This window comes from Paenibacillus sp. Marseille-Q7038 (assembly GCF_965111595.1).
Map to the genome: position 1 here is coordinate 1,697,729 of NZ_CBCOOM010000001.1, position 15,072 is coordinate 1,712,800.

Below are 15,072 nucleotides of genomic sequence, written 5' to 3' on the forward strand. Positions count from 1 at the left end.
AGATCAATTAGTAAGTCTTAAATAGTGATGTTTCATATCGTGTAATGCAATACTTAAATCATAAGATGCATCAATAGCAATATATAATGCAACCATACTTGCTAATACAACTACAATGGCACTATCTTTAAGTGTTTTTCGGTTCTTCTTATAAAGGAAAAATGAAATTACTGCCACAAATAAAAAGTTAAATACCGATATGATCAGTTTTGAAAGGATCCCTTTACTATCGCTTACAGCCATCATAAAATTCTGTAATTCATCTGTATTTTCGATATTTTCTTCGATAGTGGTTATATCTCCTTTGTAACCTACCTTCCAAGAGTGATTTTTCCTTGTTGCTTACGGTGTATTCATAGCCCATAACTTTATCATCAACAATAATTCCTGAATATCCTTGTTCTTCTTCAAGTTGGGTACAAGCCGTTAATATTAAAGTGAAATAAAGCAACACAATCGGAATATATTTTTTTATACTAATCCCTTCCTTAACCAGACATAATATCGATACATGGAATGAACTTATATGTGTCGTAAGAACTGCTAATTCCTGATTTTAACACAGTTTGACTATCAAAAAGATAATTAAAAGCTCTAATAAATTCCTGTAAATTGGAAATAAACTACCCATTTGCTTAATAAAGATAGAGAGAAGCGACTACCGTAGAAACTGCTTCTTGTTTGTTTATTTATTTGTTGAACTAAGGTTTCTAGATTAGCGTATTGTCTTCGCATTTAAGATATATGTAGAATAAAATTATATAAATACAATAAGATGAATATAAGAATCTAAGCAAGGAGGAAATCAATATAAAAATTTTCTTATTGATTTGGACAATTGGCTTTGGCTTCATGTTATATATCATTCAAAGAATAGAGAATTCTATTCTGGCTATAAATCGGTTACATTATGAGTTTAATCCGAATAACATTTCAATATGGTCAATATACTTCTTTTTAGGCATCTACCTGTCCTTTATTTTTATTAAGAGGAACTTCAACATTGATTATCTATTTCTTTTATATACTTTTGTACCAGGTCTCCTCTTTCTTTTATATGTGAAACTAACTAATACAATATCCCTCGTTCATCCAAATGCGGTAGCTGTATTTATAGGTTTCACTCTTATCTATGGTTTGTTTAAAGGAACCAACAAAAGCCCATTATAGGGTTGATTACTTATTATTCTGTCTTGCTTTAACCAAGCGAGGTATTTTTTTCTCGTAAACAGATAATACTTGTGAAATCAATTTTTCGCTAGGAATCTCGTTATCTTTCAAAATAGCCAGTTAGCATAACGAGTTATCCTAAATTAACGGCTCCTATTGAATTAACTAAAAGAAAAGATTTTGAATTGTGTTATTAAGTAGACAGTAATGAGTACGTTTGTTGCGAGTATAAATATTGACGGATTGTAACATGAAGTGCGACACCTAGTTCAAAATAAAAAATGGCCCATGGTCGGATTCGTGTAAAATGAAGGTTCCTACACCACATTCACACAAGGAGAATCCGCCCATGAGCTACACACATCTTAGCATAATTGAACGCAGTAAACTAGAAGCATTACATCAACTGGGGCTGTCTGCCCGAGTCATTGCTCTCAAATTGAAACGACATCACTCCACGATCAGTCGGGAGCTCAAGAAAAATCAGAGCCCGGATGGTTACCTGGCGGCAACATCAGAGAAACGGTACCGACGTCTTCGTCAGGATCAAACCTCTGGAGGAAAGTGGACAGAGGCGCTTGGGAAAGAAATTGAGCGAGCGCCTTCATGAAACCTGGTCTCCCGAGCAAATCTCTATGCGTTATTATCTGAGCCAGCCCATGATTTCGTTCAAAACGATATATCGCTGGCTTTATGAAGGTCGTTTGATTCGCATGACAGTTCAGCAGTTAAGGCACAAAGGAAAGAGACAGAAGCCACAAGAAAAGCGTGGTCGCTTCCTCGTTGGCACCTCTATTAAACAACGACCTAAAGAGATTCGTTTCCGAGAAACCTTTGGACACTGGGAGCTAGACACAGTCGTCTCCAGCCGAGGAAAAAGCAAGGCTTGTGTCGCTACATGTATCGAGCGAAAAACAAGGCTGTACACTGCTATTAAAATGCCAGATCGCACTTCATTATCTATGGAAATCGCTATTGGTGTAGTTCTTTCGCACAGTACCCTGCCCAAACCTTCCAAACAGCTACCGTTGACCGTGGTAAGGAGTTCGCATGCTTTCGTGAACTGGAAGAGTCACACGGGATGAAGGTGTATTTTGCAGATCCTTATTCTTCATGGCAACGAGGCTCCAATGAGAATGGAAGGCTCCTTCGAGAGTTCTTCCCAAAAGGGAAGGACTTTGCAGAGGTGACCGAGGAAGAATTAGAACATGCCCTCCAACTCATTAACAACAGACCAAGGAAATGTTTAGGTTGGAAGACAGCTCACGAATCATTTGAAGAAGAAGTGTCGCACTTGGATTGACAATCCGTCTATTGTATTCAGATTTACTGAATATTTTATCAAATAACGACGAAAAACAAATGAAAGTAAAGTCATGCTAACAAAGTACCCAATCGGTATAACGAAACTATAAAACACTTTTTCTGTTGTACTAATGTCACCTGGTGGGGCATCTTGCTGTGAATCGTCCCATTGCTATCCATATCTTGAATACCCAGTAAAATAAGAATGATGTGGTTGATATAACTAATAGATAAGCTACATAACTAATTAGACCAAGTTTAATCTTCAAACAGTTGCCTCCAATTTTATGCGTTTTTCATTGTAATGCCCTTAAGCCAACACTTCATTAAAATAAGAACGATTGTTGTATCCACATCAAGATGGATTTTGAGAAACTTAAACGATCGTATGTGTCCGACAATCCCAAATGTTGTGATTTTTGGTTTCGTTAGGCAGGTCTAAAGCATTAACTATATAGGATAATAACCTCCAATCACAATACAGAAATTTACATCTAGAGTGGGTAGAGCGTTGGTTGGTACGAACATACTCAGATGATTCTCCGCTCTGAATCTTCATTAAGCTATTCTGCTCGTAATCGAAAAGACGGCAACCACGATTGGTCGCCGTCTTTTATATTATTACTTATTCAACTATCGTTTCTACGTTAGCTTAATCTACGGTTCCAAGTTTAATAGAGAACTGATGTAAAGCTCCCGGTACCCCTCTAAACATAAAAATTCCTTGATTAACTAAAATCCAAATCCTATAAGAAATAAATGAATATCCTACAAGTTGTCGCGATATATCAAACACCTTCTCGACAACTCTCCCTGCCTTGATAAATCCATCCTCATCATGTTCTTGCTCTAGTTCCATAACTGACCTTATTATCACTTCGTCTAGTGAATTCTCATCGTTGCTTTTAACAGTCCCATCTTCCCACAAACGAAGTACATGACTTCCTTTCGTCAGCATTAACCATTCTGATTCATACCTTCTTCTTTGACTAGGATCAAGTGGAACACCTTTAAAGTAGTTTCTCACTATTTCCTGAAAATGCTCGTGATCAATTAAACTTCTAGCATAGGGAACTCCTTCTTTATTTTGTAGCTTAGTAGCATTAACGATCTCCGTTACATTTACAACATTAACTGGCTGTTTACGTTCTCTCAACAAATGCAACACAAAACGTAATCCTGTTTGATCATGTGCATTATCAGCACACCAAATAACGATGGCTTTATTTTCGGGAATGTCTTTAACTACTTTTACCATATTGTCAAGCTGATGCTCTTGGTTGAAATGTTGACCATATCTGAAAGCCTCATCGTATTCCATTAACCAAAAGCACCTATTCTGTTGTCCAGTTGTTGTATCTAAATTAGATATTGGTCCGATTGAGAACCAATCATTGAATGCTAGGACTTTACATTGAGTTTGTTTTCCGATTTTATTGAGTGTGACTTTTAGCGAACCTGCATCAGAGAGACTGAAAACTAGATGAACGTATTGTTGGAGTTCATCCTTTTGTAATTGATGGTTGCGAACTTCATTTAAATTGTTTTGAAGCATGTTAACAAGTCCTTCTGCTAAATTTTTTTCTTCGAAGTTACCGTCCTTACAATAGCGATCAACTGTATTCAATAAATTGTAAAAGTACATTCGCAGGTCCTTTTCACTAAATTGATTTAAGCTTTCATATAACTTCTCCATGGATATCCTCCTCATTGGACAACATCCATAACAATACCATATATTGGGGCTATCCTGCCCGTTTGCATAACTAAAAGGGAGCAGTTGCCAACTGGCAAAGCGCTCCATGCTGTTATTGAACTAACTTTCCGTTAGCTTAATGATTTATCCTAATAAAACAATCATTCGGCTCCTATAGAAATTAACTAAAAGAAAAGATTGTGAATTGTGTTATTAAGTAGACAGTAATGAGTACATTTATTGCGAGTATAAATATTGTTTTCAGATTAACTGAATATTTTATTAAGTAGCGACGAAAAACAAATGAAAGTAAGGTCATGATAACAAAGTACCCAATCGGTATAACGAAACTATAAAATACTTTTTCTGTTGCACCAATGTCACCTGGTGGGGCATCTCTTTGCTGTGAATCTTCCCATTGCTATCCATATCTTAAATACCCAGTAAAATAAGAAAGATGTGGTCGATATAACTAATAGATAAGCTACATAACTAATTACGCTAAGGTTAATCTTCAAACAGTTGCCTCCAATTTTATGTGATTTTTCAGTATAATGCCTTTAAGAAGTAATTACTTCATTAAAATAAGAAAGATTGTTGTATCCACATCAAGAAGCTCAGAAATCCTGTTATGCTGAAAGTGATTAAGATAGTTACTATTCCTCTTGAAACAGACTTTAAATTTTTATTACCTGTTAGTCCTATTATTCCAAGGATTAAAGTAGTTAATGAAAGGATGTAAACAATATTAAAGGCGTCTGGGACGGATATTTTATGGATAAGTCTATAGATTTCGATCCAATATGGCATTGTCAAATACGAAACTAAACAAATTATTGAAAGAAAAAAAGACCATAAATTTAATTTTTCTCTCATAAATTCCACCTCCTCATATAGCTAATTAGGCATAAGAAATATACCAAGGATTTTGAGAAACTTAAACGTTCGTATGTGTCCGACAATCCTGAATGTTGTGATTTTTGGTTTCGTTAGGCAGGTTTGAAGCATTAACTATATAGGATAATAACCTCCAATCACAATGCAGAAATTTACATCTAGAATTCAGTTGAAATACAAGAAACACATAGGCTGTCCTAATAAAAGGGAGCAGTTGCCGGCAAAGCTCCCTGCTGTTTTCTACTAACGTTTCTTCGTTAGTTCAAATGAGTAGTTCATTTTTTTAATTGAGTAATTTTTCTTAGAATTACTGCTGTACAGACAGATATAACACTAGCTAAGTATAAAAGAGCGTATGCTATAGCAAGATAATATGTCAGTTCAGCTTCAATACCGGATCTTGTAAGAACTAAAATAATGGCAAAGCCAACAACAAAAACGACAAAACCCAATAGAGCATTTTTAATAACTTCTTTCACAAATTCACCTCCTAGGTTTATACCAGTTCCCAGCTACCTATACTAACCCGAACAGCCTAATCGACTGTAATCTTATTTATCTAAAGTTTTACGTACGCTTATAGTCCAACGGATTTATGTAGAAGATCCCATCGTCCGACAAACTTTTTCTTTAATTTATTTTCTAAGTGGCTCAGTAATTTTGAGATTTTTAATATAATTACCTCTTATAAAGTTATGGTAATACGTAATGAAGTAAGTTTGATTAGTCTCTACCAAACTATATGTAGATTCAGGCACAGATATTTTTTCTCGTTCGCCATTCCCACTAGTAATTGTGATATAGTTCTTGAATTTCCCAACTTCCTTACCTTCTACCTTTGTAATAGTAGTTATACTTGAGCTATAGAAAAACAAATAAAGTAAAAAAAATATTATAAAACATGTAAATAAAATTTTTTTCGCATCTCTCTGATAATGAACCTTTACTAATTTAAACATAAGCATCTCCTTTATTTTATTTAACTTTCTTTTGTAATCGTGAACTAATGAATTTCCCCTTCCAATTTTTACTTAATCGTAGATTCTAACATATCGTCTGTTTATAACTATAGGTTAAAATATGGAAATACGATTAAAATTGTAGGTTTCATTATTAATCCATGCAATGTGAATATGGGTCCTAAACTGTCCAGGAGCTTAAAGAAAAAGCAACTTTTTCGTTAGTTCAATTATCTATAATCTCACCATGGCAACCTCTTTGAGCAGTTGCTTTGTTAATGATCTCATTAAACTCAGAAATCAATCCCCTTCCAACATGTTTTTTTCCAATCCGATTAATTGCCCATGTTGCAAAAGAAATAGCCTGCTCATTATTGTTCATATGCAGATGTATTTTAGAAAGCACTAATGCTAGTCTCTCTCTTGTATACTTATTACCCAACCGCTTTACATTTTTATTCCATTGTTCTATATCCTTTATACTAATATTGGTGAGACATTCAGGGAAATTACTGAATTCCTCAAAGTATTGCAAACCGTATTCTAAAAAGATTTCTGTCATATGCCCGATGTTCTCTAGAGCTTCGCTTTCCGTCTCGCCATAACTCCACCATAAGTCTTCATTTTTAAGGTCTGATAGTCTCCACCGAAATTCACAATCATACGGAGAAACTTTATTGAGAGGGACATGAACACCCAAAGTGTTTGGGATGAAGTCAATGTATACTCCAAGTTCAACACAACAACACCCACCATATTTATCACCCTGAATATTAACAGTATAGATTAAATGATTATTAGGTTTGGTTCTATACCTACCAGCTGTGCCTTGGAATCCGTGTTTTCTTAGTTCTCGTGTGAATGTTTCTTTTAACAATTGCTTAAATTTTTTTGTATCAATCATTGATAATATAACAACTTCCTTTCCTGAAACATTAATGCAAAGTGTTGGATACATAAATTACAATATTTCAAAAAAACATTTTATCATCAAATTAACCTTGAAAGGAATTGATATATGATTTTCTTCAATTGGTCAAATATAACAGGCACTCCACGCTATCCTGCCGGTTTGCACAACAAAAAGGGAGGCCGCCAACTGGCAAGCGTATTTGCCCTTTAACGGAATCTTCTTCACTTCAACATCACTTTCTAATTTGTGCAATATGTGTTTATTTGAATCTTCATCTGAACTAATTATTCTTACATTAACCCCAGTGTAGCAACTCTTCAAATATTTCATTATCGTAAACCATGCTACTGCAATCCATATCGAATATTTCCCATTTCTAATACCCTGAATAATTGTCTCTTTTATCTCATCATGTTCTGTTGTCTCATCTTCCTCTAGATCAACAGGTTTTGGTTTAATATTTAATCCGTGAAAGTCATATTCGTCCGTTTCTATATATACTAAAGATGCTATTACTTCTAATTGGCTCTTGAAAGTTCGTTATATCATTTAATAGACGGATAAATTACGAAGGTTTCAAAATATAATTTATCTGCTCGCTCTTCTTTCTCATCTTCTGGTAAGTTCTCTACATCCTTCGAATACAATTCAATACTTCTCCACAATCTTAGACCTAGCTCAGGAAAATCATATTGACACCCTTCGCTATAAAAATTATTAATAGCGTATGGAGAAATTTCATTTAATTTTGGAATTAAGTCTTCCACTTTTGTCTGAAATAAATCGATATTGTACCCTTCTAAGACTGCTTTGCAATCGTTCTATCGTTTGAAATTTCAAGTTCAGTTAAGCTTGAATTCGTATAGCTGGTTGTAAGAACCGAAAAAGAATATTCTAAATCGTTTAAAATATGATTAATTTCCGTTTCAGGCATACCTAATTTCAGTGGTCCAACATATTCTCCAGGCTTAATTGTTACTTTATGCATTTTCTAAAAAACTCCTTTACTTTGTTCTAATCCCAGGCAACTATACCAAGGTAATCTTCTAACACTAATGTCGTGAGAAGTAGCTCGTTAAAATATATGTTGTACAAGTCTATTTTCCGGATTTTAAATAATTCACTAATGGGCTAGCCGCAGTCATTAGCTCTTTTTTTATGCGGATTTAGGATAATACTATATTTACCTTCACCTTTAAGTCGCTAATAAGACACCACATGAAAATAAACTTAGGAGCAAGAATATTAATGGCATTTCACTTTATCTTATAGCCAATAGCGACTTCCTCTGTCTTATCATAACCATGCCAAGAGGATCTACCAAGATGTGGTTTATGCTCATTAGTTCTTCTAACATGACATTAAAGAATTAATAGATATGAAGCGAGATTCTGTAAAGATTATTCGAAATGAAGGCCAGTGTTATACAGGCAATTAATAAATATATCTTGTAGTGCTTCTGACTTTTAAAAATCTGAACAAAACAAATGAACAAGACTATACATAAAACAGAAAAAATTGTATCAGTTCCTGTAAATCCCAACATGCACCTTGACACTCCATCCATAAATATTTTAATAGCTTTGCTCTTTACATAATACTAGAGAAGTATATCACGTCATCGTCACACTTATTAGTTATAATTTACCAATATTAATATAATTTCTATAATGACTCTTTAGTAATAGGGGCTCATATTAACAAACACGCATTCATCCACAAAACATCTAGGTTATACTTTCATAGTAACCTATCTTATACCCGCCATTTTGTCCAACTCATGTATCGCTTTTTTTATGTAAACAATATTCAGGCTCAGTATACTACACAGCCACACATTTATTGAACTATACTGCCCGTTAACTTAATGGGATTATAAGACAGTTGGTCGAGCGGCTGATTCCTGATATTTCACAACTCTAACCTGTAAATCCACATTTTTGTCGTCAAAACCCACATAAAAATAGAAATGTGGTCTTAAATTAAGATATCCCTCAAGAAGAAGGTCATAGGAATCTCCTACTAAGTCAAATGTTTTTCCGGATTTTTCATTTAATTTCAATTGCAACGGAACGTTGCTGACTTGAAATCATTCGTTTCTTTTACAATGGAAGTAATTTAATTTTACTGAGCGATGAAATGGATATTAGCTTAGACAATTTGATTAGAGGTAACAGCAATATAAAAAAACAAATCGTAAATAATCAAAAAGCAGTCCCCACTAAGTCAGAAATCGACTCCGTTCGGACTGCTTTTTATATGGTTTACACTATCTTACTTTTTCCATACTTCATCAATTGCCGCTTGGAACGGTTCTTTATATTTCTCAACAACCGTTGATACGGACACACCTTCTAGAATTTCACCGGTGAATTCATAATATGGCATGCTAGGGTAACCTGTAATATCATCAATAACTTTAATACTTTCCCCAGCATTGCGGGCATTGTTTAGATCGTCCTCATTACTGAACATCGTCTCGAATCTAGATTGTTTCGGATAATCATACATGGATTCAAACTCATTCATTTTCTCATAAATATAGACGATTTGATCCGGATTTTCGATAGCACTTGGAACCGTTAAATAGTTAGGTATTGTGTTGTGAGAGTGATATCCGGTAGCACTTGGTCCTTTAGGGAACGGCAAGAATCCAATGTCATAATCCGGCATATCTTTTGCGAAATTTTCTATTTCATAATCACTGCTCGCTACCATTAAAGTATTACCTTGACGGAAAAACTGTCCTGGTTCAGTCCAGTCTCCTCCTTCTGTCGGTCTTGCAACGGACTCCGTGGCAAGTGTAGACAAGAAGTTTAATACTTCTAATGTTTTTGGATCATCGAGATTTTGTTTATCATCGGCAACCAAGTTAGCTTCATTTGCGGCCATAGCCTGAACAAGAATGGAAGCAGTAGCTAGCCCCCAAATATCCAATTTCCCATCATTGTTGGAATCTTTGTTAGCTTCTTTAGCGACCTGTATAAAGGTTTCCCAATTCCAGTTGTCATCGTTAACATAATCTTGTAATGGCTTCATTCCTAACTGATTCATCAACGTACGATTGTAAAAAACACCGGAAGAAGCTCCATTAATTCCTGTTCTAAATCCGTATCCTCTTCCTTCAAATTGCGAGTATTCGTTCGTATACTGCTGAATAAACACTTTTTCGTTCTTGGTGTATTCATCTACTGGGGAGAATAAACCTTGCTTCACCAGCGTCGGAATCATCCAAGGTCTAGCTACCCTGATAATATCTCCGAGCGGTTCGCCGGCTACGAGCGATGCAGTCACTTTATCTTGATATTCACCAAAATCAACGACAACATATTCAATTTTAAAATTATGTTTCTCCATAAGAGCATCCAAATTTTTCTTTACTTCAATACTGTCTGGGTTGTCTTCCTTTACGGACTCATCGTACCAAGATACCCATTTAAGTGTCCGTCCGCCCATGTCAAAATCCATCTCAGGTGTCCCGGTGGCTTCCTCGTCTACTGCTGCTTCCTTATCTTTATTCTCAGCCTCTGTTCCTGCTTCAGTGCTTACATTTTCCGGTTCTGGTTCCGAAGCCGTACCTCCGCCAGCACTGCTGCATGCTACGATGAACACTAGTAGAAAACAACATAGCAGCATTCCCATTTTACGCATCCACATGTTTATCCCCCCTAAAATTGAGCCACCTCAGATTCACCTCAAGATATAGCGCTTTCATTTCTTGATTCTAAAGCCCATTTCAACGCATCCGCTATATAGTCATTCCAAAAATCCCATGTATGAGCACCTGAAGTTTCGACATATGTATGATCGACATCTTCGCTCAATAGATATTGATGTAACCGCTGGTTGGCATGAAGTAAAAAGTCTTCCGTACCACAAGCCATGTATATTCGCGGTATATCTACCTCGTCTTTTTTAAGACAGCGGATTAGCTCCTCCGGATCTTTATCACTTCCAAGAACATGGCTGAGATCCCCAAATACACTCTTGTAATAATCGTAACTAGCGATCCCATTATGAACGTCTGGCCGCATGTTTGGTAATGAGTATGGCAACAACGCTGAGGATAAGGCGATAATCCCTCCAAAATGCTCAGCATACTTCAATCCATTACGTAGGGCACCATATCCGCCCATTGATAGGCCGCCGATAAATGTATCCTTCCGCTCAGATGATAATGGGAACATACGCCGAGTAAATTGAACGAGTTCACGGCCAATATATTCCCCTAGCCATTCTTCTCTCTCTTCATTATCGAGATAGAACTTATTCTCTCCCGCAGGCATAAACACGGCCACATGATGCCGTTCGGAAAGTTCTCGTATCCTGGAATAACTAAGCCAATCCGTATGACTTCCACAAAAACCATGAAGTAAATACAAAGATTTCAGACCCTTCATGTTCTCATTAGAACTCGATTTCTCTTCTGACGTTTGATCAAGGGGCAACAATGCATGGAAAGTCACCTCTCTTTTCATACACTTAGAGAAGAAGCTGATCTGCATTACAGCCATATATTTCCTCCTCTCATGAATAGATATCTTTACTGATCAAAATCCATTACATTTTCAGGTCCCTTATCCATCTATCTTATAATCCCTATATCTGTTGTCTTAGGACTGCACTGCATCAAGTACATCCCAATAGGAAGCTTTAGGTTTATGCTGTGTATCAAAGAGAAACGGCCAGTTTTTACGATTGCGGACAGGAAAATGATCCAGCCAAGTGTAATCATCCGCAGCACCCCAGAAAGTAACAGAAGTGATGTGATCACTGTACTCTTTAAATAATCGGAAGAACTGGGCGTAACGCTCCGCTTGGAGTTCAAGCATCTCTTCTGTCGGTGCAGTCAGATCCGTCCTCTTATCTTCATGAGCAAAGAGTGAGACGTCCATTTCTGTAATATGAAGCTTCATTCCAAGACTCGCATATCGTTCGATTGCTTCCCTTATATGATCCAGCGTCGGATGGATCAAGTTCCAGTGCGCTTGCAGACCAATGCCATGTATGGGAACCCCTTGCTCGATCAGCGACTTGACAAGTGTAACTATTTTTTCTCGCTTTTCAGGTACGGATTCGTTGTAATCGTTATAGAACAAGAGCGCATCTGGGTCCGCTTCGTGTGCATATTCGAATGCTTTTGCAATAAAGTCTTCACCGATAATATCAAGCCATTTGGATCGACGCAGTATTTGTTCGCCACTGTCTGAAACAGCTTCGTTTACAACATCCCAGGCATAAATACTTCCTTTATAGCGTCCAACTACCTCATCGATGTGTGATTTCATTCTTGTAAGTAAGAGTTCCCGGTCAGCTCTGCCTCCCGAATGTTTCTCGAAAACCCAATCCGGGGTTTGGTTATGCCATACAAGTGTATGACCTCTGACTGCCATTTTGTTCTCCAATGCAAAAGCAACTAACCGATCTGCTTTTTCAAATGTATACTTTCCCTCCTCTGGTTGAACTCTTTCAAATTTCATTTCATTCTCTGCCGTTACACTATTGTAGTGCTGTGACAACAAATCTTTTTGATTAATTAATGACATCGGATTGACTGCTGCTCCAATGTGAAACAGTTCCCTATAAACCTCATGGAGTTTTGGTATGGATACTTTTTGATCGACTGTCTGATCTGCCAATTTTGCTGACCCCCTCTATACTGATTCAGAAATTTGAGACTTTTCGCAATACGGAAGATTGTTCTCCTCAAAAGTGTAGCTTTTGCCCTTATTTACAACAACCTGCTAAACGGTAGTATTTCTCTGTACAAATGAGTGAGATCCATACTTTCACAGGTTTTTTTCATTGCTATGATCTTCTATCCCAATAAGATAGATTTCGTTCGTAAGTGTATCAAAACAAATCACATCACCCATCCTTACGGTTTCGATGTTTGTCCCCGCTTCGGTTCTAACCGTTAAGGGATGCCCCTCACATCGAACCTGGCATACTGTGCTGGATGTTGCACGGATGACAGCCTGCAGAAGAATGCTGTCGTTCCATTGAATCGTAACTTCGAAACCTCCCCGTGCCCGCAGACCGGAAACCGTCCCTGATGTCCATGCTTGCGGCAAGGCAGGAAGCAAATCGATGATCCTTTCATGGCTTTGCAGCAACATCTCCGCAATACCGGCTGTCCCGCCAAAGTTCCCATCAATTTGAAACGGAGGATGATTATCTAGCAGATTCGGCAGTGTTGAATCACGTAATAGGGCTGTAATGTTACGATAAGCTTCCTCTCCATCGCGGAGTCTTGCCCACATATTGATAATCCAAGCACGGCTCCATCCCGTATGTCCTCCTCCAAAAGCAAGCCTGCGATGTAACGTCACACGAGCGGCATCAGACCACTCTGGCGTACTTCGCGGAGTGATTCGAGAGCCGGGATGAAGTGCGAATAAATGTGAGATGTGCCGGTGACCCGGCTCCACTTCTTCATAGTCTTCCATCCATTCCTGCAGCTGCCCGTGACGACCAACTTTCGGCTGTGGCAGACATGATCGTACTGTAGCAAAACGTTCACGCAGTGCATGATCGATATCTAGCAGTTCCGCTGCTTCAATACACGCCCCAAATAAATGGTCAAGGATTTGGCTGTCCATGGAAGGGGCGATACATAGTGCACCTGTCTCCCCATTTGGTAGACGATATTTGTTCTCTGGCGAGACAGATGGGGAAGTGACTAGCTTTCCATCCGAAGTTTCTATCAAATACTCCAGAAAGAAGACCGCTGACTCCTTCATTGTTTCATATGATTTCAAGAGAAAAGCTCGGTCTAATGTATAGCTATAATGCTCCCATAGATGGAGACATAGCCACGCTGCTCCCATAGGCCAGATTGTCGAAGAGATCCAAATATCTTGAGGTGCCGTATCTCCCCATAGATCCGTGTTATGATGAGCAACAAACCCACCGCACCCATACATTCGGCGTGCTGTCTCTCGGCCATTCGGACGCATCTTCTCAATCAAATCAAACAAAGGCTCATGACATTCGGCTAGATTGCACATTTCTGCCGGCCAATAATTCATTTGAGTATTGATGTTAATTGTATATTTGGAATCCCACGGCGGTGTAAAATGTTCATTCCAAACCCCTTGCAAATTGGCAGGTAATGAGCCCGGTCTACTACTCGAAATAAGCAAGTAGCGCCCGTATTGAAAATAGAGTTCAATTAAACCGAGATCTTCCACTCCTTGCTGAAATACAGCCATTCGCACATCCGTAGGCCGGTGGACAGGAGCTTCCCTTGGCATAGCAAACGTTAGGGAGACTCGTTTGAACAAACGTTGATAGTCAGCAATGTGCATTAGCCGCAATTGTTTATAACCTTTTTGTTTAGCTTCTCTAACTGTATTTCGACAATAGGTTTCTGGGTTCTCATATCGATAGGTTGTTCCTGCTGAGACGAGAATGACGGCTTCATCTGCTTGATCAACAAGGAGGAACTCACCGCAGTTTGTGACCTTTCCCCCGCTAACTTGTATTTCGACGACTGAACCTATTTGAATTCCGTCCTCCCCTCCCGTTCCGGCTTTCATGATAAGTCGGCCGTCTGCTTCCGTATGTAGACTATCAATGAATCGTTGTCGCCCCCGTGTAAACCGGAGTCTGAACGATACCGCTCTTGTTTGATCCGCCTTGATTCGCACAGCAATGACCTCATCAGGAAAACTCGCTATATGCTCTCTTTCGTAACGTATACCATGCCATTCATAATGTACGGAAGAGATTCCGCGCTCAAGGTCAAGCTCTCTCCGGTAATTAACAACTTCGGATTCATCATGACCAAATTCTATAGTAAGATCACCTAGTGGTTCATAGTGGCGCTGGCTCTCCGGCGATCCAGATAAGGACATTGCAGCAAGTTTTTCCGCTTCGCTAAGACGTCCCTCGTTAAGCAACTGGCGAATCTTAGGGAGACTAGGAAGCGCATCAGAGTTGTTACGGTCCATTGGTCCTCCAGACCATATGGAATCTTCATTCAATTGGATTCGTTCCACATGAGTCCGTCCGAAGATCATAGCTCCGAGTTTTCCACTTCCAATCGGGAGTGCTTCATTCCAGCTATCCGCAGCTTTTTCATACCATAGTTTCAGCGTTTCATTCATCGATTCGTACCCCTTTCATCA

9 protein-coding genes and 1 pseudogene are annotated in these 15,072 nt (G+C 38.1%); 1 reads left to right on the top strand and 9 read right to left on the bottom strand.

The genetic code is table 11. The features are described from left to right. The first annotated feature begins 1,519 nt into the window (after window positions 1-1,519). A pseudogene (locus ACWPWY_RS08210) lies at window positions 1,520-2,473 on the top strand (IS30 family transposase). A 654-nt stretch (window positions 2,474-3,127) separates the two neighbouring features. On the opposite strand, the gene ACWPWY_RS08215 reads toward ACWPWY_RS08210, so the two are convergent. The 9 genes from ACWPWY_RS08215 to ACWPWY_RS08255 form a co-directional block, all read right to left on the bottom strand. Beyond that, on the bottom strand, window positions 3,128-4,171 hold the full coding sequence (locus ACWPWY_RS08215) for a DUF1835 domain-containing protein (RefSeq protein ID WP_454189844.1): 1,044 nt from the start codon (window positions 4,169-4,171) through the stop codon (window positions 3,128-3,130). A 1,172-nt stretch (window positions 4,172-5,343) separates the two neighbouring features. Continuing rightward, window positions 5,344-5,547, bottom strand: a complete 204-nt coding sequence (locus ACWPWY_RS08220) for a hypothetical protein (RefSeq protein ID WP_454191228.1) — start codon at window positions 5,545-5,547, stop codon at window positions 5,344-5,346. 156 nt (window positions 5,548-5,703) lie between these two features. Next, window positions 5,704-6,027 carry a hypothetical protein gene (locus ACWPWY_RS08225; protein ID WP_160037194.1) on the bottom strand — a complete coding sequence of 108 codons (324 nt, stop codon included), beginning with the start codon at window positions 6,025-6,027 and terminating at the stop codon, window positions 5,704-5,706. A 226-nt stretch (window positions 6,028-6,253) separates the two neighbouring features. Beyond that, the gene (locus ACWPWY_RS08230) at window positions 6,254-6,931 is read right to left on the bottom strand and encodes a DUF4304 domain-containing protein (RefSeq protein ID WP_454191229.1); all 678 of its coding nucleotides are present in this window, start codon (window positions 6,929-6,931) and stop codon (window positions 6,254-6,256) included. Between the two features lie 808 nt (window positions 6,932-7,739). Then, window positions 7,740-7,928 (bottom strand): hypothetical protein, encoded by a 189-nt coding sequence (locus ACWPWY_RS08235; RefSeq protein WP_454191230.1) that lies wholly within the window; start codon window positions 7,926-7,928, stop codon window positions 7,740-7,742. Between the two features lie 1,286 nt (window positions 7,929-9,214). Continuing rightward, window positions 9,215-10,597 carry an ABC transporter substrate-binding protein gene (locus ACWPWY_RS08240; RefSeq protein WP_454191231.1) on the bottom strand — a complete coding sequence of 461 codons (1,383 nt, stop codon included), beginning with the start codon at window positions 10,595-10,597 and terminating at the stop codon, window positions 9,215-9,217. Between the two features lie 38 nt (window positions 10,598-10,635). Beyond that, the gene (locus ACWPWY_RS08245; protein ID WP_454191232.1) at window positions 10,636-11,454 is read right to left on the bottom strand and encodes an alpha/beta hydrolase; all 819 of its coding nucleotides are present in this window, start codon (window positions 11,452-11,454) and stop codon (window positions 10,636-10,638) included. A 99-nt stretch (window positions 11,455-11,553) separates the two neighbouring features. Beyond that, complete coding sequence (locus ACWPWY_RS08250; protein WP_454191233.1) at window positions 11,554-12,579, bottom strand: endo-1,4-beta-xylanase; 1,026 nt, start codon at window positions 12,577-12,579, stop codon at window positions 11,554-11,556. A 150-nt stretch (window positions 12,580-12,729) separates the two neighbouring features. Further along, the gene (locus ACWPWY_RS08255; RefSeq protein WP_454191234.1) at window positions 12,730-15,051 is read right to left on the bottom strand and encodes a glycoside hydrolase family 95 protein; all 2,322 of its coding nucleotides are present in this window, start codon (window positions 15,049-15,051) and stop codon (window positions 12,730-12,732) included. Window positions 15,052-15,072: the final 21 nt, after the last annotated feature.